The sequence below is a fragment of the Amycolatopsis sp. CFH S0740 genome, assembly GCF_004522315.1.
In the GTDB taxonomy this organism is placed as follows: domain Bacteria; phylum Actinomycetota; class Actinomycetes; order Mycobacteriales; family Pseudonocardiaceae; genus Amycolatopsis; species Amycolatopsis nivea.
In genome coordinates, this window is sequence record NZ_SDLS01000021.1 from 118899 (window position 1) to 139934 (window position 21036).

Here is a 21036-nt window from a genome sequence, read left to right on the forward strand (position 1 = left end):
CATGCTTGACGATTCCCTGCTCGACGACTCCGCGCGGCTGGCCGATGCCGACCGCGCGGGGTTGCTGCGCGCCGCCGCGATGGCCGGCGCGCAGGTGCGGGCCACCGCCGAGGCGGCGGCCGAACTGGAGCTGAGCGAACGGCTGGACGTCGGGCGTCCGCGTTCGCTGGTGCTCATCGACCGGCCAGGGGTGAGCCGCACTCTCACCCGGCTGCTGGCCGCGTTGCTCACGCCGTCGTGCCCGGTGCCGGTCGTGGTGGCCGAATCGGTGCCGGCCTGGATCGGCGCGCTCGACGTGGTGTTCGCGCACACCGACGACGCGGGCGACCGCGAGCTGGCCGCTTCGCTGGAGCGCGCCGCCCGGTTCGGCGCGTCGGTGGTGCTGTCCGCGCCGGCGGAGGGGCCGGTCGCGGCGTCGGTGGCGGGCAAGGGCGTGCTGCTCGCGCCGCGCGTGCCGGTGCCGCCGGAGCTGGCGTTCCCGCGCGGGCTGGCCGCCGGGCTGCTCACCGCGAACGCGCTCGGCCTGCTGGTCGCGGACGTGCAGGCGCTCGCTGACCAGCTCGACCTCGAAGCGGAGAAGGACTACCTGGCACGCGAGTCGTTCGCCAATCCGGCGAAGGCGCTCGCGCTGCGGGTCGCGGACCGGGTGCCGCTGCTGTGGGGGCTCGACCCGGTCGCGGTGGCGGTCGGCGAGCACGCGGCGCACGCGTTCGCCGCGCACGCCGCGCTGGTGTGCGACGTGGAGGACTACCGGCAGGCGCTGGCCCGCCCGGCGTTGCGCCGGGTCGCGCAGTCCGGCGGGGCGGAGCGGGACATTTTCGCCGACCCGGACGACTCCCCCGGCGGAGTCGCGACCCGGGTGCTGCTGCTGTCGGTGCGGACCGGTCCGGCCACCGAGGCGGCCCGGTACCAGGCCGAGGAGTTCCTGCCGGGCGCGGACCTGATCGCGCCCGCCGAGGAGATCGAGGCGGACGAGATCGTCCGCGCCGCGGTGCTGGCGCTGCGGTTCGAGCTGGCCGCGGTGTACCTGGGGCTGGCGGCGGGCAGCATCGGCGGGGCCGGGAGATACGAACCGGCCTCCGCCTGAGGGAGCAGGGGGGAACGCGGGCAGGCGGTTCCGCCGCCGCGTGCGTCGGCCCAGTGCCGACGGGAAGGATTGGGAGTTGACAGTGGAGCTGTTGCGCAACGCCGTACGGCCCTACGCCTGGGGATCGCGAACGGCCATCCCGCAGCTGCAGGGCCGTCCGGTGCCGGCGCCGCACCCCGAGGCCGAGCTGTGGATGGGAGCGCACCCAGGGGACCCGTCGCACGTGCTCGGCCCGGACGGCGCCGAGGTGAGCCTGCTCGAACTCGTCGACGCCGATCCGGTCGGCCAGCTCGGCGAGGACTGCGCGCGGCGCTGGGGCAACCGGCTGCCGTTCCTGCTGAAGATCCTCGCCGCGGAAGAACCGCTCTCGATGCAGGCGCACCCGTCGGCCGCGCAGGCCGCGGAGGGACACGCCCGCGAGGAGAAGCTGGGCATCCCGCGCGACGCCGCGAACCGGAACTACCCGGACCCCACGGCGAAGCCGGAGCTGGTCTGCGCGCTGACGGAGTTCCACGCGCTCGCCGGGTTCCGCGACCCGCACCGCACGGTCAAGCTGCTGAAGGCGATCGAGACGCCCGGGCTGGGCAAGTACACCGGCCTGCTGGAAGCCCAACCGGACCCGGCCGGGCTGCGCGCGCTGTTCACCACCTGGATCACGCTGCCGCAGTCCGCGCTGGACGAATTGCTGCCGGAGGTGCTCGACGCGTGCGTCCGGCACGTCCAGGACCACGGCGAGTTCGCGACCGAATGCCGCACGATCCTGGAACTGGGCGAAACCCACCCGCGCGACGCAGGCGTGCTGGCCGCGCTGCTGCTCAACCGCCTGACCCTGCGTGCGGGCGAGGCGATCTACCTGCCTGCCGGCAACCTGCACCTGTACCTGCACGGCACCGCGGTGGAGATCCTGGCGAACTCGGACAACATCCTGCGCTGCGGCCTCACCCCGAAGCACGTGGACGTGCCGGAGCTGCTGCGCGTGGTCGACTTCGCGTGCGGGGAAATGCCGGTGCAGCACGGAGAATGCGCCGGCCAGCGGATGGCGGTGTACCACACGGACGCCCCGGAATTCGAACTGTCCCGAATGGAATGGGCGGCCGGGGACGACACCGAGATCGAGGTCGATTCGGCCGGGCCACAGATCCTGCTGTGCACCGAAGGGGATCTCCTGGTGCTCGCCTCGGACGGGGAACAGGCGGAATTGCGGAGGGGACAGTCGGTATGGCTGCCCGCCGCGGATCCGGCGGTGCGGGTACGCCCGTTGGGCGGGGAACGGTCGCAGCTGTTCCGGGCTACCGCCGGGGCTTGCGAGCTGTGATCTGACTTCAGGCGTTCAGCTCGGCGGCCCAGACGGCGAAAAAGCGGCGCAGCGCTCGGACCTCGTCGAGTGCGATTGGCAGGTCTCGATCTCCGAAGCGGGACAGTGAGCCGAGCATCTGCGCGAACACCGAGGTATCGAAGCCAGGGTCCTGCTGTGCTGCCCGGGTCAGGAGCAAGTCTTTCGAGTAGGTGGCGGACAGCGCGTAGACGTCCGTGAAGTCGCGTGCTTCGGCACGGTCGAAAAGTGCGACCACCTTCCGTCCCGCGAGTTCTTCCCGGTCGAACGTGGGCCGAGAAACGTCAGTGTCGGCGGGAGGGTCGGTCCCGCGTCGAGCGCGAGATCCACGACCAGGCTCTCCGGCCCGAGCACGACTAGTCGGCAGAAGGTGCTGGCGTCTCGAACTCTGCTGACCTGCCAGCCGCGGGCGTGGGCAGCGGACTCGAACGCGTCCCTGGCATGCGGCACGTCTCCGTGCCCTGGGCTGGCGAAGAAGTCGAGATCCTGCGTCGGCCGGGTCGTCAACTGTTGCGCCAGCAGAGCCGCGCCGCCGGCGAGCAGGAATCCATCGCTTTGCGGCAACTCGAAGAATGCTTTCGCGACAGCCACCTGGAACGAAGTCAGCCCCTCCGGCGCCGTCACGACGCAGGTACCGGCCGGACGCTCTCGACGAGCGGAGCCCAGGCAGCTCGCACACCCCGCGGCAGGACCAACTCGTCCCACAGGTCGATCAGCAACGCGCCGTCGATGTACTCCGCGATGTGTTCGCTCGTGCCTTCCCGCAGCACGATCTCGTAGACCCTGGCCCGCTCCGCGCGTGCGGAGAGGTCGAAGCGGCGTTCCGGTTCCGACCAGTTGAGTTCGATCGGCAGGACCACCGTCGCGAAGGCTTTAGCGAGGGGCAGCCGGGGCAAGCTGGCGGGTACTGAAATCGAGCGGCCGCTGCTCGTGTGTTCGTGGAAAAGCAGCTGTGGCTCAAGGGCAAGCGCGAAGCCCGCCCCGGCGAGCAGGCGGATGACAGTGTCGACAGTGGGCGACTTCTTGCCCCTTTCGTACGCGGACAAGGTGGGGCGCGAAGTGCCCGCTCGCTGAGCCAGTTCTTGCTGGCTCAGCTCCGCCGCCCTGCGTGCTGTCGTGAGCAGTTCGGCTGTGTGCATCGTCGCCCTCCTTCGAGCCCGCTATGTATCCGATAGGATACCACTCCCGAGGTATCTGATCGGATACCTTGGCGAGGAAGAGCAAGCAGGGTGACGGCCCAGCGCTCCTCGCCGCGAAGGTTCCTCTAGGCTCCCACCGGGCAATTCGGGCGCGGAGCAGGGAGCGGGAAGTGTCAGCTGGCGGGGGAACCAAGGCGATCATCGCGGCGCTCGCCGCCAACGCCGGGATCGCGGTGGCCAAGTTCGTCGGCTTCCTGGTCACCGGGTCGTCGTCGATGCTGGCGGAGGCGGTGCACTCGCTGGCCGACACGTCGAACCAGGGGTTGCTGCTGCTCGGGCAGAAGACCTCGAAGCGGCGTGCCACCAAGGAACATCCGTTCGGGTTCGGCCGCGATCGGTACTTCTACTCGTTCATCGTCGCGCTCATGCTCTTCACGCTCGGCGCGGCGTTCGCGCTCTACGAGGGCATCCACAAGATCATCGAGCCGCAGCCGCTGGAGACGCCGGTCGTCGCGGTGATCATCCTGCTCGTCGCGATCTGCCTCGAGGGCTACAGCTTCTACACCGCGATGGGCGAGTCGCGCAAGATCAAGGGCAATGCGAGCTGGTGGCGGTTCATCCGCCAGGCCAAGGAGCCGGAACTCCCGGTCGTGCTGCTGGAGGACTCCGGCGCGCTGCTCGGTCTCGTGTTCGCGTTGCTCGGCGTCGGGCTTTCGGTGCTGACCGGCAATCCGGTGTTCGACGGGATCGGCACCGTCTTCATCGGGGTGCTGCTCGGCGTCATCGCGATCATCCTGATCATCGAGATGAAGAGCCTGCTGATCGGCGAGGGCGCGACCGAAACCGATCTCGCGACCATTGTGGACGAACTGGCCGCGGGCAAGGTCGAGCGCGTCATCCACATCCGCACCCAGTACCTCGGCCCGGACGAACTGCTCGTCGCCGCGAAGCTCGCGCTCGTTCCCGGTCTCGACACCGCCGCGATCGCCGGTGCGATCGACGACGCCGAGGCCCGCGTGCGTGCGAAGGTCCCCGTCGCGACGCTGATTTACCTGGAGCCCGACCTCGACCGCGAGACGCGCTGACTGTCCGGACAGCTGGCGCCCAACCGACAGGCTAGGGTGGCGCCCGGTCCCCACGAAGGTCACCGCAGGAGGTCAACGTTGCCCGGCACTGGGTTGTGGCGCACTAAGTCAATCGAGCAGTCCATTTCGGACACCGATGAACCGGAGACAAAACTCCGCAGGAACCTGAGCGCCTGGGACCTCACGGTCTTCGGCGTCGCGGTCGTCATCGGCGCCGGCATCTTCACGCTCACCGCACGCACGGCAGGGGACTTCGCCGGTCCCTCGGTGTCCGTCGCGTTCGTGATCGCGGCGATCGCCTGTGCGCTCGCCGCGTTGTGCTACGCCGAATTCGCTTCCACCGTCCCGGTCGCGGGCAGCGCGTACACGTTCTCCTACGCCACCTTCGGCGAGTTCATGGCGTGGATCATCGGCTGGGACCTGATCCTGGAGCTGGCCGTCGGCGCCGCCGCGGTCGCCAAGGGCTGGTCGTCGTACCTGCAGACGGTGCTGGAGTACATCTTCGGCAAGGGCACCAAGACGTCGATCGATCTCGGCGGCGGTTTCGGCATCGACTGGGGCGCGTTCATCGTCGTGGCCGCGCTGGTGACGCTGCTGGTGCTCGGCACGAAGCTGTCGTCGCGGTTCTCGATGGTGATCACCGGCATCAAGGTCGCCGTCGTGCTGTTCGTGGTCATCCTCGGCTTCTTCTACATCAAGTCCAGCAACTACACGCCGTTCGTGCCCGAGGGCAAGCCCGCCGGATCCGGGTCGAGCGGCGTCGACCAGTCGCTGTTCTCGCTCCTCGCCGGCGGCGGCAGCAGCTCGTTCGGCATCTTCGGCCTGCTGGCCGGGGCGTCGATCGTGTTCTTCGCGTTCATCGGGTTCGACATCGTCGCGACCACCGCGGAGGAGACCCGCAACCCGCAGAAGGCCGTGCCGCGCGGCATTTTCGGCTCGCTGGCGATCGTGACCGTCCTGTACGTCGCGGTGTCGCTGGTGGTCGTCGGCATGGTGCCCTACACCGACCTGTCGACCTCGGCGGGCGACGGCAGCCACAAGACGCTCGCCACCGCGTTCTCCGCGAACGGCGTCGACTGGGCCGCGAACGTCATCTCCGTCGGCGCGCTGGCCGGGCTGACCACCGTCGTCATGGTCCTGATGCTCGGCCAGGTGCGGATCATCTTCGCGATGTCCCGCGACGGCCTCATGCCGCGTTCGCTGGCCAAGACGAGCGACCGCGGGACGCCGAAGCGCGCGACGCTCGTGGTCGGTGCGCTGGTCGCGGCGGGTGCGACGTTCTTCCCGGCGGACAAGCTCGAGGAAATGGTCAACGTCGGCACGCTGTTCGCGTTCATCCTCGTGTCGGCGGGCGTACTGGTGCTGCGCAAGAGCCGCCCGGACCTGCCGCGCGCGTTCCGCGTGCCGGGCGTGTGGGTCATCGCGCCGCTGGCGATCCTGGCCTGCCTGTGGCTGATGCTGAACCTGACCGTGCTGACCTGGCTGCGGTTCGTCGCCTGGATGGTGATCGGCGTGGTGATCTACTTCGCCTACAGCCGCCGGCATTCGCTGCTGGGGAAGCGGCAGTCGGGCGTCGACCAGGGCGGTGCGGTTTCCGAACCCGCGCCGCCGGTCGCCGACTGACCTGTTTTCGCTGACGAGCGGCCCGTCGCCCACTGTGGGCGGCGGGCCGTTTCGCATGGTCGGTCACGGATGCGCAACTCGCGGATCTCGGTTCGGGTGGCTACTCGGGCCCACCAGGGAAGGCGTGCTGAGCGTGCGATACCCTCCGCGTCGTCTTCCCTCTGACGGGTTAATCACTCTCGGGTAATTCGCACGAACAGTGGTCGGGGTTCCTACGGAGGGTCGCAGTTCTCCGCGTGTGTTATCCCCCGTTCGGATTTTTCCCTGAGGAGTAACTCCATGCCCATCAGCACCAGACTGCGTGCCGGTTTCACGGTCGCCGCGGTGGCCGGACTCGCCCTGCTCGGCACCGCGACCTCGGCGCTCGCCTGCACCACGGACGACGGCCGGGCGAAGCCGGTCGAGGGCAACGCGACCACCTGTGCCCAGGCGAAGGTGCCCGGCGACCTGCTCGACGCGGGCGACCTCACCGTCACCGGCGGCACGCAGAAGGACAAGTACCTGAACGTCACCGCGGTGGGCGAGGGCGTCACGGTCACCGCGATCGTGGTCAAGGGCGGGCCCGGGTTCAACGTGTACGTGCCGGGTGAGCGCGGCATGTCGGCCACGCCGCCGTGGGAGAAGCTGCGCTCGCCGTACAACCGCGGCGACCAGCTGCCGACGATCAGCCACTGGTTCGCCTGCGGAACCAAGACCACGCCGACCAAGCCGCCGGTCTCGGAGACCCCGACCACTACTCCGTCGCAGCCGACTTCGGAGGCTCCTAGCACTACGCCTAGCGCTCCGGCTACGTCGACGGTGCCGGGCGGTGTGACTTCTGCTCCTGCTACTACGACCAGTGCTCCGGCGGTTGTTCCGGCTGGGAACCAGAATGGGACTGGGGGCGGGTTGGCTAACACTGGGTTCGACAATGCCTGGCTGTTTTGGGTTGCTGGGGTGTTGATTGTTGGCGGTGGCGGGTTGCTGGTGCTGCTTAAGGTTCGGCGGCGCGGGACTAACTGAGTCCGTTTCGGGAGCCTCGGCTCGTCGCCTGGCGGCGACATTGCGCACGGTTGGTGCGGCGGGGCACCCCGAAGCTGATTGTGATGACGGGCGGCGGGTGTTTGTCAAGGCGGGAAAGATGCCTTGACAAACACCCGCCGCCCGCATTTTTGGCTTCGTATCGGGGTGCGGGGGTGGTGTGGGTGCCTCGATGGGTGGGTGCATTGGTTGCGGTTTGGGGCTGGGTGCCTCGACGGGTGGGTGCATTGGTTGCGGTTTGGGGCTGGGTGCCTCGACGGGTGGGTGCATTGGTTGCGGGTTGGGGCTGGGTGCCTCGACGGGTGGGTGCATTGGTTGCGGGTTGGGGCTGGGTGCCTCGATGGCGGGTGCATCGGCGGCGGTTTCGTTCGCGGCGGGGCTAGCGCCCCAATGCGGCATTGGGTGCATCTGACGCACCCAATGTGGCGTTCGGTGCGTGGGACGCAACCAATGTGGCATTGGGGCCAGCACCCCCCGGCGGCCGCGGCTGGCGNTGGCATTGGGGCCAGCACCCCCCGGCGGCCGCGGCTGGCGAGGGCGGGCCGTGAAGGGGTCCCTCACGGACTCGCTCGGGTCGTGAGCGGGTCGTGAGGGGAACCCTCAGGGAATCAGGTTCCCTCAGGGTGGCCCTCACGTACGCGCAAAGGTCGTGAGGGGAACGTTGCGGGACTCTGGGGCTGCGAGGGTGGCCCGCACGGACAACGCGGGGGGATTAGCGGGGGCGGGGCAGGTCGCCGAAGAGGGAGCCTTGTTCGCCTAGTGTGCGGGCGCGGCCGTTGGGGCGGCCTAGGCCTGCGGCCATCGCTACGGCGTTGTCCCACTCTGGGTCGGCCAGGTACTCGGTGTGTTTCAGGACTCCGGGGGCCCAGCGGCTGCGGCCGTCGGGGGCTCGCAGGGGGTCGGGGACCCAGTGGTCGCCGCCGAGGATGAGGACTCCTGCGTCGTCTGGGGTGGTTTCCAGGGCGCCCCATTTGCCGTCCGGGAGGTAGCCCTCGCCCAGCAGGTGGCCGTTGCTCGTTTGGTGGCGCCAGGTCGTCACGCCGCCGCCGAAGATGTCGGTGCCTCGGCACAGTGCGCGCCAGCGGCCGTCCAGCGACGAGAACAAGTCGGCCAGCGAATCTTGCGGCAGGACGGCGGGGAAGGCGCGCTGGTAGCCCCACTGCAAGGGGGAGCCTGCGGTGAGGAGGCCGACTCGGTCGCGTTCGTTCGGGGGGAGTTCGGCGCTGAGTTGAGCTGCCGTGAGCACGGTGAGGATGCTGCCCAGGTTGAGGCCGGACAGGACGACTCGCGTGCCTGGCTCGGCGAGGTGTTCCTTGACTCGTGCCGCCAGTTCGGGGACGACCTTCAGTGCGTAGCAAGGGGGTACGCCGGGGTGGGCGGCGCGCGGCCAGAACGAGACCAGGTCCGCCAGCGCGCCCAGGTGGCGGCTCCGTTGGGGGGAGCGGGCGGCGGAGTAGACCACCCGCAGCAGGCCGGCGGCCAGCGCGCCTAGAGCGAATACGCCGATCGCCGACACAGTGGTGAACCAGCCTGGCTGCAGGTTGAAACCGAACCGCACGACCAGCAGGGCGATCGCGCCGACGCAGAGGCCCAGCGCGACGATCACGGCCAGGTGGTGCAGGTGGCGGCGTTCCCAGGCTGAGCGGGCCCAGGCTCGCGCGGCGTCTTGTTCTTGTTGTTCGTCGTGTTCCATCAGTTCGACGATGGGCGGGATGCCACGTCGGCGGCGACGCAGCGGGACGGCGATGGCGTACCCAGCGATGGCGAGCAGGGCCATCAGGCCCAGACCGCCGCCCCACAGGACGGTGACCAGGTCGTACGTCGTGGGCAGGGCCAGTTTCTCCGCGCGGAGAAGTTTTCGGATGGCGATTGCCAGTCCGGCGCCGAAACCGCCGCCGAGGAGGCCGGCGAGTGCGAGTACCGGGGCCGCTGCCCAGCCGCCGAGCCACGGGCGGAGCCGGCGTGGGCGGTCGCGCCAGGCGGAGCGGGCCAGCAGCGCGGACGGGATCAGCGCGAGTGCGAACAGCAGGGTGACGACGAGCAGAGCGCCGCCGAGTCCTTCGACGGTGTTGTCGACGCCGGGCAACCGATTGTCGACGGGCGCGGCCAGCACGGTGGCGAAGATGACCAGCAGCGTCGCGAAGGTGATCAAGCTCCGGCGCGCGATGGTGCCGGTGTCGCTGCCGATCGCGCCTCCGAGCAGAACCGCGAGGACCAGGGCGAGGGTGCAGATCCACGCGATCAACTGCGGGATTTTCGTGGGCACGTGGAAGGGTCCGCCCAGCAGAAGCAAGGAGATGCAGGCGAGTGCGGCGACCGCGTGCGTCGCGGACATTCCGGGCGCTTCCGGATCGGCGCGCAACCGCATCGGGACGCCCTGGCGGACGGGAGGACCGGGCGGGCGGACTCGCCAGTTCGTCGACGAGATCCGGTGCAGGGCGTAGACCAGTGCGAGGAGCACGGCGACCCCGACGCCGATCCGCAGCGGTCCCTTGCGCAGTTCGGGGGTCACCCAGGTGAGGCAGGCGCGTCCGGGTGCCAGGCATTGCGTCGCGACGAGGTCCAGCACCGCCGCCGCGACCTGGCTGACCAGCAGCATGGTGAGCAGCACCGCGGCGATCCGCAGCAGGCCGCGGCACAGGCCGCCGAGCCAGCGGCCGCGGTGGACCGGCGGCAGCATCCAGAACGCGACGTTCGCCAGCGAGAACGGGAACAGCAGCGCCCAGGCGGCCTTCGCGACGCCGCCGGACGTCATGCCGCTCCACAGGTAGCCTTCGACGGTGCGCGGGATCGACCGGCCGAGCGCGGGCACCACCGGACCGGGAGCCGGGCGCCGCAGCCGGTCGGCCGGGCGCACCACGCGGCCGAGTTCGTCGCCGGCGACGTCGACGGTCTGGACCGTGTCGAGGAGCGTCTCGCCGCTCGTGCCCACGAGTCCGGACACCCTCATTTCGACGATGCGGGTGTCAGGGCCGGGGAGCGGGGCGGGCACGGTGGTTCTCTCCTCATCCGTTCGAGTCAGGGTCGAGCCGACAACGGTACTGTTCAGGTGCCATCAAACCTTGGAGGAACCGCACTATGACCCCCGAAAGCGTTGTCAAGCGGCACGACACCCGGGGCGGCCTCGAATTCGCCGTCGCCGATCTCGAGGCCGCGGAGTTCGGCCGGAAGGAGATCCGGCTCGCCGAGCACGAGATGCCCGGCCTGATGGCGCTGCGTCGCGAATACGCTGAGGTCTACCCGCTGCGCGGGGCGCGAATCGCCGGGTCGCTGCACATGACCGTGCAGACCGCGGTGCTGATCGAGACGCTGGTGGCGCTCGGCGCGGAGGTGCGCTGGGCCTCATGCAACATTTTCTCCACCCAGGACCACGCCGCGGCCGCGGTCGTCGTCGGACCGCACGGCACGCCCGAGGAGCCCAAGGGCGTCCCGGTGTTCGCGTGGAAGGGCGAAACGCTCGAGGAATACTGGTGGTGCACTGAGCGGATGCTCACGTGGGAGGGCGAAGGCCCGAACATGATCCTCGACGACGGCGGCGACGCCACCATGCTGGTCCACAAGGGCACCGAGTACGAGAAGGCAGGCGTGGTCCCGCCCGCCGACGACGAGGACCCCGAGGAATGGAAGGTCTTCCTCGAGCTGCTGCGCGCGTCGGTCGCGGCGGACAAGGGCAAGTGGACCGCCATCGGGCAGAGCGTGAAGGGCGTCACCGAGGAGACCACCACCGGCGTGCTGCGGCTGTACCAGCTGGCGGCCGCGGGCGAACTGCTGTTCCCGGCGATCAACGTCAACGACTCGGTGACGAAGTCGAAGTTCGACAACCGCTACGGCATCCGCCACTCGCTGATCGACGGCATCAACCGCGGCACCGACGTCCTGATCGGCGGCAAGGTCGCGGTGGTCTGCGGCTACGGCGACGTCGGCAAGGGCGCGGCGGAATCGCTGCGCGGCCAGGGCGCCCGCGTGATCATCACCGAGATCGACCCGATCTGCGCACTGCAGGCGATGATGGACGGCTACGAGGTCAAGCGCCTGGAAACGGTGCTGGACGAGGGCGACATCTACGTCACCACCACGGGCAACAAGAACGTGGTGATGGTCGAGCACATGGCGCGGATGAAGCACCAGGCGATCGTCGGCAACATCGGCCACTTCGACAACGAACTCGACATGGCGGGCCTCGCGCGCTACCCGGGCGTGCGGCGCGTGAACATCAAGCCGCAGGTCGACGAATGGGTGTTCCCGGAAGGCAAGAGCATCCTGGTGCTGTCCGAGGGCCGGCTGCTGAACCTGGGCAACGCGACCGGGCACCCGAGCTTCGTGATGTCGAACAGCTTCGCCAACCAGGTCATCGCGCAGGTCGAACTCTTCACCAAGACTGAGGAGTACGACAAGGAGGTCTACCGCCTCCCGAAGAAACTGGACGAAAAGGTCGCGCGGATCCACCTGGAAGCGCTGGGCGGCGAGCTGACGAAGCTGTCGAAGGAACAGGCGGAATACATCGACGTGGATGTCGAGGGTCCGTTCAAGTCTGAGCACTATCGTTACTGATCGCTGACGCTAAAGCCGCCCCGAAATGCGTTTTGGGGCGGCTTTTGTCTGCAGATGAAAACACGTGATAACTCTAATTGGTTACGTTTTATCATGGTGTGGTGAAGCAATTGATCACTCGCGTCGACGACGAGCTGCACGCTCGGCTGAAGGCCAGGGCCGAGGCTGAGGGGCGCAGCATGAACGACCTGGTCACCGAAGTGCTCAGCAACGCGCTCAACAGGGAAGAGACGCCGGAGGCGTGGAAAGCCCGGCTGCTCGCGGAGGGCAAGCTGATCGCTTTCGAGTCTGAGCGGGAGCCGGTTGGCCTCGACGAACTGGAGCGGCGTTCGGCTGGATGGGGTGCGTCGGTCAGCGAGGCGCTCGACTGGTCGCGGGGTGAATGGTGACTGTCTATTACGCCGATACGAGCGCGGTCGTGCGGGTGTTCTTCGCTGATGAGCCCGAGCACGCCGAGTTGCGCGACCTGCTTGCGAGTGGCCGGAACCGGGTTCTCGCCAGTGAGCTGACCCGGATCGAGTTCGCGAGCGCGATGGCGGCGGCCAAGCGGTCCGGGCGCATCCCGGATGCGCGGGAGTTTCTCGATCAGTTCGACGCGATGAGTCGTTCTTCGACGTTGGGCGTGATTCCGTTCCGGCCTGCGCGTGTTTTTCCCGCCGCGCAGCGATTGGTCGTCGAAAACTATTCTCTTCGCACGCTTGATGCGCTTCATCTCGCGGTCGTGATGCGGGAAACCGCCGACCTCACTGGCGGTGAACCCGTCACTGTGGTTACTTGTGACGCGCGGCAGGCTGATGCGGCAAAGGCCAATGGCCTCCTCGTCCGCTAACGCGGATACCGCATCGTCAACACCGCAGTAGCCGGTCCGCCGATTCCTCGATAAACATGGTCCGTCTCCGCGATAAACGTATGCGTCCCGGCAGCGGTAACCGTCACCGGCGCGTCAACCGGCCCTACCTCTGCCGTCCCGGTAAGCACGGTCAAAACCTCCCGCACCCCCGGGCTGTGCGGATGCGACACCTGAACCCGCTCGTGGATCGTCAGCCGGTACACCTCGGTTACGCCGTCCGGATCCTCCCATCGGCCGAGCAGCGTCGCCGCCACGCTGTCGCCATGCGCTTCAGCCACCCCGTCGTCGCCGAAGAGCAAGTCGCTCAGCGGGATCGACAGCGCGGTGGCGATGGCGAACAGCGTGTCCAACGTAGGGTTTCGGCGGCCGTTCTCCAGCTCCGACAGCGTTCCCTTGCCAAGGCCGCTGTCGGCGGCGAGCGTGGTCAGGCCGACGCCTACGCGGGTGCGGAGCGTTCGGATGCGGGTACCGACCGCCGCGGCGAGGGCGCGGCCGTCCGGGGCGGGTGACGTCGACATTGGGCCTAGTCTAGTGTTCTGTTTACGGAACAGCTGGAGGTGTGCAGATGTCGGCAGTGCAAAACGTGCAGGACGCGCTCGACGAGGCGGGCGTCGAAGGTCGGGCGCGGACTCTCCCGCAGTCCACGCGGACGGCGGCCGAGGCGGCGGACGCGCTGGGCTGTCCGGTCGGCGCGATCGCGAACAGCCTGGTCTTCATGGCCGACGACGCCCCGCTGCTGGTCTTGACCAGTGGCGCGCACCGCGTGGACACCGAGGCGCTCGCCGCGCGGCTCGAGCGCGGCCGGATCCGCCGGGCCAAGCCGGACGAGGTGCGCGCGGCTACCGGGCAGGTGATCGGCGGGGTGTCACCGGTCGGGCATCCGGCTCCGTTGGAGACCGTGGTCGACGAGGCGTTGCGGCAGTACACCGAGGTGTGGGCAGCGGCCGGTACGCCGAACGCTGTCTTCCCGACGACGTTCGACGAACTGGTGCGGATCACCAAGGGCACGCCGCAGCGGGTGGACGGATAAAGCTCAGTTCCATTCCACCGCGATGCCGGCCAGCCCTGGTCCGGTGTCGCGGAAATACCCGCTCGTCACGCCGCCGGTGTCGCACGGCAATTCTTCCGCCTCGACCGGCAGCGCGTCGTCGCGGGCGCGGACCTCACGGGTGATCCGGGCGGGCATCGCGGTGGGCGCGAACTGCAGTTGCAGCAGATAGCTCGCGCATTGGTCGCGCAGCATCCGGTAGTACCCGGGGAACGTCACGGCGGAATTGTCGTGGATTTCGAAGCAGAAAACGTGGATCTCGCCCTCGGCGAGCTTCCGGTCGAAAAGCAGTTCCGTCGCCATCGTCTCGCGCGCCGGATGCCTGCGGATCCGCCCGACGCGGCAGCCTTCCGCGGTGATCAGCTCGACGTCGTCGATCCGGCAGCCGGGGTCGCCGTTGTAGACCGCCACGTACCGGTCCGGGCCGTGCCGTCGCGCGCGGGTGACCAGCCGGGTCCGGAATTTCACCTGATGTTTCTGTTCGTCGATGGTGATCTGGTCGTGCACCGACAGCATCTCCAGGTCGGAGTTCGACTGCCGGGACGCTGGCGCCGCGCCGAGGTCGCTCATCAGCTGTTCGACGATCGCGCCCATCTCGCCCGAGCGCAGGTCGTGGAACGACGCCGCGGCCTGGTGCCCGCGCGGGCGCGCCGTGCGGGGGCCGATCAGCACCACGAGCGAGTCCGCGGGCAATTGCAGCACCGACTCCAGCGCGCGGACCGCGGGCAGCGCCTTCGGCACCTCCGGCTGGCGCAGCCCCCGCTGCCAGTAGCTCAGCGTCGACTGTCCGATGTGGACGCCGCGGAGCGCGAGATGCGCTCGCAGCCGGGCGAGCGACAGGCCGCGATGCGCGATCGCGAGCCGCAGCGCCTGGTGGAATTCACCGGATCGCAGTGCTTCGCCGAGCTCGGGCGGCAGTTCACCCGCGCCGCGCCGGCCAGGTTCCATGATCAGTGGGCCATCCCCGTCTCGTGCCACCGCTGTCCCTTCAACGCCGCCCGTGCGCTGGGCGTGAATGCCGCGGAACGTTCACGTTAGCAGCGCGCGGTAACGGGTCCGGCCCCCGTTTGGTGTGCTTGGCCACGGAAGGGTAACCGTTCCGTGTTCCACCGCGGACCCGGAACACCCTCGTCGCCGGACAGGCATCTTGCTCGGAGTGATCGACCGGTTCACCGTTGTGACCACCACTGGCCACGTCTAGGCGGGAGGTGCGTCATGGGTCTGGGGAAACCGAATCACGTGGGGAGCACTGCCGGGCGGGTCCGGCGGTCCTCGACCACTTGCCGAAGGCACGTCGGACGCTTGCTGCTCCTCATGGCGTTCACGGGCCTGGCGTTGCCGGTGTCGGCTCCGGGCGCGGGCGCGGCGCAGCCCGCTGACACCGGCAACGCCCACCTTACGGCCGCACCGCGCAGCGAGGTGGTGCAGCGGGACGGCGGCCAGAGCACGCCGGCGCAGCCGCACGGCGACGACTGGATCCCGCTGCTCTGCCTCGCCGGGCTGCTGGTCGCGGTGCCGGTCGGCTACCTCGGCTACGCCCGCGCCCGCCGAGAGACGGCCTGAGCACGCCACCAAGTATCTTCGACGGCGTGGGGCGACTGGTCGTGATCGAAGGTCTGGACGGCGCGGGCAAGCGGACGCTGTCCGAGGGGCTGACTGCTGCGCTGCAAGAGGCGGGCGCGAGCGTCGGCAGTCTCGCCTTCCCGCGTTACGGCCGCAGCGTGCACGCCGACCTGGTGCGGGAAGCGCTGCACCGCGGGCACGGCGACCTCGCCGACTCGGTGTACGGAATGGCGTTGCTCTACGCCCTCGACCGCAGCGGTGCGGCCGACGAGATCCGCGCGCTGCTCAAGGCCAACGACGTGGTCCTGCTGGATCGTTACGTCGCCTCGAACGCCGCGTACGCCGCCGCGCGCCTGCGCGAGCACGCGGATGGCGCTGTGGTGCAGTGGGTTTGGGACCTCGAGGTGACGCGATTCGGGCTGCCCCGGCCGGACGCGCATCTGCTGCTGCGGGTGAGCCCGGAGGTCGCCGCCGAGCGGGCAGTCCGCCGGGCGGAGTCGGACGCGGCGCGAGCGCGGGACGCGTTCGAGTCGGACGATTCGCTGCAGCAGCGTTGCGCCGCGGTGTACGACGAGCTGGCCGCGGCTTCGTGGCTCGCGCCGTGGCATGTGCTGGACGGCGTGGCGGGCGTTGATCTGCCGATGCTGGCGAAGTCTCTGCTCGCTTAACCCAGCGCCGCGGTCGCCTTGCGCAATTCGCTGAGCACTTCGTCGGCCAGCGCCCCGAACTCCCGCCGGTTCCCTGCCTCGACCCAGCGGTGGAAAGCCGTCCCGAATGCGAGGCAGCCCAGTTCCGCGGCGACGCGTGCGGTCGGCTCGCTGATTCCGCGTGCCGCGAGTGCGTCGTGCATGGCCTGGACCATCTTGGTGCGCTTGAGCAATTCGCGTTCGAGCAGCTCGCTGTTCGCCGCCACGACCGGCTGCCGCGCCCGGGCCTGAGCCAGCCGCTCGCCGGTGAAAACCGCCGCTGCGGCATCCAATGCCCCGCCGACCGCTTCGAACGGCGTCGCGCCCGCTGGTGTCCCGGCAATGCCCTCGGAGAACAGCCGGGTCAGCTCCTCCTGCCCGCCGAACAGCACCTCGCGCTTGTCGGCGAAATGGCGGAAGAAGGTCCGTTTCGTGAGCCCGGCGCGTTCGGCGATTTCGGCGACCGTGGTCTGGTCGTATCCGCGTTCGGTGAACAGGTCGAGCGCGGCCTGCTCCAGGCGTTGGCGTGCGTTCGGTTCCCAGCGGCCCATGCCGTCCAGTCTAGGTGATGACACCGGATGACATCAGGCGTACGGTGATGGCACTAGGTGTCATCAACTGTGGAAGGACAGCCCATGCGGGTTTTCGTCACCGGGGCCAGCGGCCACGTCGGCTCGGCCCTCGTTCCCGAACTGCTCTCCGCCGGACACGAGGTGGTCGGGCTCGCCCGGTCGGACGCCTCCGCCGCGGCGCTCGCCGAACGCGGTGCGCAGGTGCGGCGCGGCGACCTCGACGATCTGGACGGCCTGCGCGAAGCGGTGGCCGAGGCGGACGGCGTCGTGCACTTGGCGTTCAAGCACGACTTGATGGCCAGCGGCGAGTTCGGCGCGGCGGTCGAGGCGGATCTGTCCGCGCTGAAAGCGCTCGGCGAGGCTCTCGCCGGCACCGGAAAGCCACTGGTCTCGGCCTCCGGAACCCTGATGTTCGCCGGGCTCGGCCGCGCCGGCACCGAGGACGACCGGCTCCCCGGCGGCCCGCGCGTGGACGCGGAGAACTACGTGCTCGGGCTCGCTGACCGCGGTGTCCGGTCGTCAGTCGTGCGGCTGCCGCCGTCGGTGCACAGTTCGCTCGACAAGCACGGCTTCGTCCCGACCATGATCCGCTTCGCTCGCGCGGCCGGGGTTTCGCCGTATGTCGGCGAGGGTGCCAACCGCTGGTCCGCCGGGCACACGCTCGACGCGGCCCGGCTGTACCGGCTGGCCCTGGAGAAGGCTCCTGCCGGCACGATGCTGCACGCCGTCGGCGACGAAGCCATCTCGCTCCGGCAGATCGCCGAGACGATCGGTGCGCGGCTCGGTGTTCCGGTGAAGTCCATCGCGCCGGAGGAAGCCGCGGCGCACTTCTCGTTCCTGGCACCAATGGTGCAGTCGGACGCGCCGACGTCCGCCGCGCGCACCCGTGAACTCCTCGACTGGAAGCCGGAACACCCTGGCCTGCTTGAAGATCTCGCCGAAGAGCACTACTTCGCTACAGCGTGAACCTCGCCGGATCGAACAGCGCGATCGGGTGCCGCGTCTCGCCGTCCACCACCAGGTCGGCGAGGATTTCCCCGACCACCGGCACGAATTTGAAGCCGTGCCCGGAAAACCCGGACGCCACGACCACGCGCGGATGCCGAGGGTGCGGGGCGATCACGAAGTGCTCGTCCGGGGTGTTGGTGTAGAGGCAGGTCGCCGCGCGGCGGAAGGTCGCCGGGAGCGTCGGGATCCGGGAGCCGACGACGTCCGCGACCGCGCGCACCTCGTCGTCATGGATTCGCCGGTCGATCGTGTCGGCGGTGCACGGCGTGCCGCCAAGGTGCACGGCGACTTTGACGCCTTGCGTGGTGTGCGCGGGAAAACCGTAGAACTGGCCGCCTTCGGCGGTTTCCCAAAGGTAGACGGGATGATCGGTGAACGGCCGCACGTCGGCCGGTTCGAACCAGTACTGGACCTGGCGGCGCACCTCGAAATCGACGCCTAGGTCCGCGAGCAGCACGGGTGCCCAAGCGCCGGGGCACAGCACGAGCCGCTCGGCGGTGTAGTAGCTCGAAGCGGTGCCGACGCGCACCCCGGTTTCCGTGGTGGTCCACGTGAACACCTGCTCCTCGTGGTGCAATTCGGCACCGTGGCGCGCGGCGAGTTGCAGGTGTGCGGCGACGCTTCCTTCGGGCGATACGAAACCGGCGCCTGGTTCCCACAGCGCCACCTCGTCGTCGGCCGGGGTGATGGTGGGGAACCGGCGCCGGATCTCGGCCGCGTCCAGGATTTCGTGCGGGATGTCGAACTTCTCCGCGGAAAGCGTGCTGCCCGCGATCGTGCGCGACTCCGGCGGTCCGCCCATCACCGCGCCGCAGCGGGTGAACAGCGACCGTCCGGAGTCGCGTTCGAGTTCGTCCCACATCTCGTGCGCGCGCAGCAGCAGCGGTACGTAGTCCGGACCTTCGAGGTACGCCTGCCGCGTGATCCGCGAACCGCCGTGGCTCGAACCGAGGTTGTGCACTGGCGCGAACTGGTCGATCCCGAGCACCTTCTGGCCCCGCTGCGCCAGTCGGTAGGCGGCAGCGCTGCCCATTCCGCCGAGGCCGATCACGATCACGTCGTAGTGCGTCATTCACTGCTCCTCAACGGTTCCGCGGCCACCTTCGCCGCGAGCCGTTTCCCGAAGTACTCGATTTCCACCGGCGTCCGCGGCCTGGCGTCCTCGACGGGAAGCCAGGCGTAGGCGAGGTTTTTGTCGACGGTGTAGCCGTACGCGCCGCTCGTGACGTATCCCGCCGGACGGCCGTCGACGTACACCGGCTCCCGGCCTTGCAGCACCGAATGTGGATCGTCGACGGTCAAGCACGCCAGTTTCCGCCGTACCGTCGCGGGAGAACGGTGGAGAAGCGTGTCCCGGCCGAGGAAGTAGCCCTTGTCCATCCGCACCGCGAACCCGAGCCCCGCCTCGTACGGATCGTGCTCGGTGGTCACGTCGACGCCGCAGTTCCGGTGGCCCTCCTCCATCCGGAGGCTGCGCAGCGCGTCCTCTCCGGCCGCGACGATCCCGTACGGCTGCCCGGCCGACCAGACCGCGTCCCACAGCGCACGCCCGAGATCCGCGCCGGTGTGCAGCTCCCAGCCGGGTTCGCCCACGTCAGACCCGCGCAGCACGGTCACCGGCACGTCGCCGACGTACGTCTTCCACGCGCGCGAGACCGATGTGGACAGTTCGGGCAGCACCTTTTCGGCGAGCGGTCCCCACAAGCCGAGGCAGCAGGTACCGCCGGTGGTTTCGCGCAGCTGGACCGAGCCGTCCCCGGGCAGATGACGGCGCAGCCAGGCGACGTCCCGATGATGGTGCGCGGCGACGTGGAACCGCTCCGCGCCAAGCCGGGCGACCGTCAGATCGCTGCGGATCCCGCCGTCTTCGCCGAGCAGCAACGTGCTGGTGACCGAACCGGGCGGCCGGTCGAGCTGGTTCGTGGTCATCGTCTGCAGGAACGGCAGCGCGCCGCGGCCGGTGATCTCCAGCCGTCGCCGCGGGGTCTGGTCGAACAACGCCACCCGGCTCCGGGCCGCGACTGCTTCCGCACGGCTGCCGGACGAATACCGCTGCGGCTGCGCCCAGCCGTCCACCTCGCGGAACTCCGCGCCCAGCGCGACTTCGCGCTCGTAACAGGGCGTGGTCCGCACCAGTTCCGTCGCCGGTCGCTGATGACCCGCCGCCCTTAGGCTCCGCTCCCGCACCCGGCCGGGCGCGAGCTGCAGCCGATCGAACCGGGCGAGGTCGACGGAGTGCAGGTCGAGGTGCGCTTGCCCCTCGATCAGCCAGCGCGTCAGCTCCCGTGCGACCCCGGCGGACCACGCGCAGTCCACCGCTTCGGCGACCCAGAACCCGTCGAGCTCCGGATGTTCGCCCAGCAGCGGCAACCCGTCCGGCGTGCCCGGGACCAGCTGCCGGACGCCCTCCTCGACCTTCGCGTCGGCGAGCGCGGGCACTAGTCCGAGCGCGGCCGTCCACGATTCCTCGAAGCCCGCCGGAGCGAACTCTGCGTCGGCCTCGACCGGACCCAGCGCGCTGATGCCCAGCCGGTCGACGTGCTCGCGCAGCGACAACCCGGCTCCGCGCAGGATCGGTTTGTCCGCCTCGGTGAAGTGGTCGTTGTCCCCGGCGAGCTGCGCCAACGGCGTGGTGCGCGCGTGCTCGACGGCGATCGGCACCACCGGCACGGCGAGGTCGACCAGCCGGCCGAACTGAGGCGCGCGTACTCCGGCGCAGGAGATGACCACGTCGGCGCGGAACCGATCGGTCGCGGTCGCCACGGCGGTCACCCGGCCCGCCGTGCGCACGATCTCGACAATCTCTTGCCCAGTAAGGAATTTCGCGCCCCGCTCCTTCGCGCGGCGGGCCTGGGCGAGCGCCGCGCGGATCGGTTTGACCAGCCCGTCGCCGGGAATGTGCAGGCCGCCGAACACCTTCGCGGAGTCGAGCAGCGGGTGCAGCTGCGCGCATTCGCCCGGTTCGCGCAGGTAGCCGCGCACGCCGGACGACGTCGCCCAGCCAAGCCGTTGCCGCAACCGGGAAAGCTGCTCGGGCGTGGTCGCGAGCTCCAGGCTCCCGACCGGCTGGAAACACCAGCCGCCGTCGACGGTCAGCCCGCTGTACTTCTCCGCGGTGTACTTGGCGAACTCGGACGCCGTGCGGTCGGCGTGCGTGCGGAAGAGCAGTCCCGGTCCGGCCGAGGCGAGCGCCGGTTCCGGTTCGAGGACGGTGACGTCGGTCCAGCCGCGTCCGGTCAGCTCGTCGGCGACCGCGCAGCCGAGGAGCCCGGCGCCGAGCACAACCACCCGCGGTCGCACTGCCATCGCGAGGTACCTCCTGCCTGCCGGCCGTCGCGGACGGCCCGGCTCGGGACGAGACAGGCATGCCGGAACGCCCCCGCCGGGGAACGGACGCGTTGCGGATGGAGATCGATGTTCCGTCTGCTGCAACTCACAAATTGCGGGATCGCGGGCGTGCTGTCAAGAGAG

20 protein-coding genes are annotated in these 21036 nt (G+C 69.5%); 12 read left to right on the forward strand and 8 right to left on the reverse strand.

The window, feature by feature from the left end:
• Position 1: 1 nt before the first annotated feature.
• Together EIZ45_RS30235 and manA are read left to right on the forward strand one after the other, a co-directional pair.
• Entirely contained in the window at positions 2-1087 is a 1086-nt protein-coding gene (locus tag EIZ45_RS30235; protein WP_037816614.1) for a hypothetical protein, read from the forward strand.
• A gap of 82 nt (positions 1088-1169) precedes the next feature.
• Positions 1170-2402 (forward strand): mannose-6-phosphate isomerase, class I, encoded by a 1233-nt coding sequence (gene manA / locus EIZ45_RS30240; protein ID WP_134667105.1) that lies wholly within the window; start codon positions 1170-1172, stop codon positions 2400-2402.
• A 7-nt stretch (positions 2403-2409) separates the two neighbouring features.
• Here manA and EIZ45_RS47440 read toward each other — a convergent pair whose 3' ends face one another.
• Positions 2410-3099 (reverse strand): nucleotidyl transferase AbiEii/AbiGii toxin family protein, encoded by a 690-nt coding sequence (locus EIZ45_RS47440; protein WP_134666993.1) that lies wholly within the window; start codon positions 3097-3099, stop codon positions 2410-2412.
• Entirely contained in the window at positions 3041-3559 is a 519-nt protein-coding gene (locus tag EIZ45_RS30250; protein WP_043828417.1) for a helix-turn-helix domain-containing protein, read from the reverse strand. Before EIZ45_RS30250 ends, EIZ45_RS47440 begins: the two co-directional genes overlap by 59 nt.
• Positions 3560-3729: 170 nt before the next feature.
• On the opposite strand from EIZ45_RS30250, the gene EIZ45_RS30255 reads away from it, so the two are divergent.
• The 3 genes from EIZ45_RS30255 to EIZ45_RS30265 all read left to right on the forward strand — a co-directional run bounded on the left by EIZ45_RS30255 (position 3730) and on the right by EIZ45_RS30265 (position 7269).
• Positions 3730-4644, forward strand: coding sequence for a cation diffusion facilitator family transporter (locus EIZ45_RS30255; protein ID WP_134666991.1), 915 nt, complete (start codon positions 3730-3732; stop codon positions 4642-4644).
• A 78-nt stretch (positions 4645-4722) separates the two neighbouring features.
• Positions 4723-6267, forward strand: a complete 1545-nt coding sequence (locus tag EIZ45_RS30260; RefSeq protein WP_037816607.1) for an amino acid permease — start codon at positions 4723-4725, stop codon at positions 6265-6267.
• 279 nt (positions 6268-6546) lie between these two features.
• Positions 6547-7269: an LPXTG cell wall anchor domain-containing protein gene (locus EIZ45_RS30265; RefSeq protein ID WP_134666989.1), complete on the forward strand. Its 723-nt coding sequence runs from the start codon at positions 6547-6549 to the stop codon at positions 7267-7269.
• Between the two features lie 730 nt (positions 7270-7999).
• Here EIZ45_RS30265 and EIZ45_RS30275 read toward each other — a convergent pair.
• Positions 8000-10237: a hypothetical protein gene (locus EIZ45_RS30275; protein WP_051729246.1), complete on the reverse strand. Its 2238-nt coding sequence runs from the start codon at positions 10235-10237 to the stop codon at positions 8000-8002.
• A gap of 128 nt (positions 10238-10365) precedes the next feature.
• On the opposite strand from EIZ45_RS30275, the gene ahcY reads away from it, so the two are divergent.
• From ahcY to EIZ45_RS30290, 3 genes are all read left to right on the forward strand, one after another.
• The gene (gene ahcY / locus EIZ45_RS30280; RefSeq protein ID WP_134666987.1) at positions 10366-11838 is read left to right on the forward strand and encodes an adenosylhomocysteinase; all 1473 of its coding nucleotides are present in this window, start codon (positions 10366-10368) and stop codon (positions 11836-11838) included.
• 101 nt (positions 11839-11939) lie between these two features.
• On the forward strand, positions 11940-12227 hold the full coding sequence (locus EIZ45_RS30285; protein WP_037816605.1) for a toxin-antitoxin system HicB family antitoxin: 288 nt from the start codon (positions 11940-11942) through the stop codon (positions 12225-12227).
• Positions 12221-12667, forward strand: coding sequence for a type II toxin-antitoxin system VapC family toxin (locus EIZ45_RS30290; RefSeq protein ID WP_134666985.1), 447 nt, complete (start codon positions 12221-12223; stop codon positions 12665-12667). The genes EIZ45_RS30285 and EIZ45_RS30290 overlap by 7 nt, the downstream gene beginning before the upstream one ends.
• Here EIZ45_RS30290 and EIZ45_RS30295 read toward each other — a convergent pair.
• Positions 12664-13206 (reverse strand): helix-turn-helix domain-containing protein, encoded by a 543-nt coding sequence (locus tag EIZ45_RS30295; RefSeq protein ID WP_134666983.1) that lies wholly within the window; start codon positions 13204-13206, stop codon positions 12664-12666. The genes EIZ45_RS30290 and EIZ45_RS30295 overlap by 4 nt on opposite strands.
• Before the next feature lie 47 nt (positions 13207-13253).
• On the opposite strand from EIZ45_RS30295, the gene EIZ45_RS30300 reads away from it, so the two are divergent.
• Positions 13254-13718 carry a YbaK/EbsC family protein gene (locus tag EIZ45_RS30300; RefSeq protein ID WP_134666981.1) on the forward strand — a complete coding sequence of 155 codons (465 nt, stop codon included), beginning with the start codon at positions 13254-13256 and terminating at the stop codon, positions 13716-13718.
• A gap of 3 nt (positions 13719-13721) precedes the next feature.
• Here EIZ45_RS30300 and EIZ45_RS30305 read toward each other — a convergent pair whose 3' ends face one another.
• Positions 13722-14684 carry a hypothetical protein gene (locus EIZ45_RS30305; RefSeq protein ID WP_240014178.1) on the reverse strand — a complete coding sequence of 321 codons (963 nt, stop codon included), beginning with the start codon at positions 14682-14684 and terminating at the stop codon, positions 13722-13724.
• 366 nt (positions 14685-15050) lie between these two features.
• Here EIZ45_RS30305 and EIZ45_RS30310 point away from each other — a divergent pair, with 366 nt between their 5' ends.
• Together EIZ45_RS30310 and EIZ45_RS30315 are read left to right on the forward strand one after the other, a co-directional pair.
• A complete protein-coding gene (locus EIZ45_RS30310) occupies positions 15051-15299 on the forward strand; it encodes a hypothetical protein (protein ID WP_205670142.1) in 249 nt (82 codons plus the stop codon).
• A gap of 26 nt (positions 15300-15325) precedes the next feature.
• Positions 15326-15967, forward strand: coding sequence for a dTMP kinase (locus EIZ45_RS30315; protein ID WP_134666979.1), 642 nt, complete (start codon positions 15326-15328; stop codon positions 15965-15967).
• Here the strand turns inward: EIZ45_RS30315 and EIZ45_RS30320 are convergent.
• Positions 15964-16536, reverse strand: coding sequence for a TetR/AcrR family transcriptional regulator (locus tag EIZ45_RS30320; RefSeq protein WP_134666977.1), 573 nt, complete (start codon positions 16534-16536; stop codon positions 15964-15966). The two genes, EIZ45_RS30315 and EIZ45_RS30320, sit on opposite strands and share 4 nt — an antisense overlap.
• An 84-nt stretch (positions 16537-16620) precedes the next feature.
• Here EIZ45_RS30320 and EIZ45_RS30325 point away from each other — a divergent pair, with 84 nt between their 5' ends.
• Positions 16621-17523: an SDR family oxidoreductase gene (locus tag EIZ45_RS30325; RefSeq protein WP_134666975.1), complete on the forward strand. Its 903-nt coding sequence runs from the start codon at positions 16621-16623 to the stop codon at positions 17521-17523.
• Here EIZ45_RS30325 and solA read toward each other — a convergent pair.
• Both solA and EIZ45_RS30335 read right to left on the reverse strand, forming a co-directional pair.
• On the reverse strand, positions 17513-18637 hold the full coding sequence (gene solA, locus EIZ45_RS30330; RefSeq protein ID WP_134666973.1) for an N-methyl-L-tryptophan oxidase: 1125 nt from the start codon (positions 18635-18637) through the stop codon (positions 17513-17515). The two genes, EIZ45_RS30325 and solA, sit on opposite strands and share 11 nt — an antisense overlap.
• Positions 18634-20871, reverse strand: a complete 2238-nt coding sequence (locus tag EIZ45_RS30335; protein WP_134666971.1) for an FAD-dependent oxidoreductase — start codon at positions 20869-20871, stop codon at positions 18634-18636. The genes solA and EIZ45_RS30335 overlap by 4 nt, the downstream gene beginning before the upstream one ends.
• Positions 20872-21036: the final 165 nt, after the last annotated feature.

Coding starts and splice junctions, on each gene's coding strand:
- solA (WP_134666973.1), bottom strand. CDS start 18,637: ATGACGCACTACGACGTGATCGTGATCGGCCTCGGCGGAATGGGCAGC.
- EIZ45_RS30325 (WP_134666975.1), top strand. CDS start 16,621: ATGCGGGTTTTCGTCACCGGGGCCAGCGGCCACGTCGGCTCGGCCCTC.
- EIZ45_RS30335 (WP_134666971.1), bottom strand. CDS start 20,871: ATGGCAGTGCGACCGCGGGTGGTTGTGCTCGGCGCCGGGCTCCTCGGC.
- ahcY (WP_134666987.1), top strand. CDS start 10,366: ATGACCCCCGAAAGCGTTGTCAAGCGGCACGACACCCGGGGCGGCCTC.
- EIZ45_RS30300 (WP_134666981.1), top strand. CDS start 13,254: ATGTCGGCAGTGCAAAACGTGCAGGACGCGCTCGACGAGGCGGGCGTC.
- EIZ45_RS30320 (WP_134666977.1), bottom strand. CDS start 16,536: ATGGGCCGCTGGGAACCGAACGCACGCCAACGCCTGGAGCAGGCCGCG.
- EIZ45_RS30310 (WP_205670142.1), top strand. CDS start 15,051: ATGGCGTTCACGGGCCTGGCGTTGCCGGTGTCGGCTCCGGGCGCGGGC.
- EIZ45_RS30295 (WP_134666983.1), bottom strand. CDS start 13,206: ATGTCGACGTCACCCGCCCCGGACGGCCGCGCCCTCGCCGCGGCGGTC.
- EIZ45_RS30235 (WP_037816614.1), top strand. CDS start 2: ATGCTTGACGATTCCCTGCTCGACGACTCCGCGCGGCTGGCCGATGCC.
- EIZ45_RS30250 (WP_043828417.1), bottom strand. CDS start 3,559: ATGCACACAGCCGAACTGCTCACGACAGCACGCAGGGCGGCGGAGCTG.
- EIZ45_RS30305 (WP_240014178.1), bottom strand. CDS start 14,684: ATGGAACCTGGCCGGCGCGGCGCGGGTGAACTGCCGCCCGAGCTCGGC.
- EIZ45_RS30290 (WP_134666985.1), top strand. CDS start 12,221: ATGGTGACTGTCTATTACGCCGATACGAGCGCGGTCGTGCGGGTGTTC.
- EIZ45_RS30275 (WP_051729246.1), bottom strand. CDS start 10,237: ATGAGGGTGTCCGGACTCGTGGGCACGAGCGGCGAGACGCTCCTCGAC.
- EIZ45_RS30265 (WP_134666989.1), top strand. CDS start 6,547: ATGCCCATCAGCACCAGACTGCGTGCCGGTTTCACGGTCGCCGCGGTG.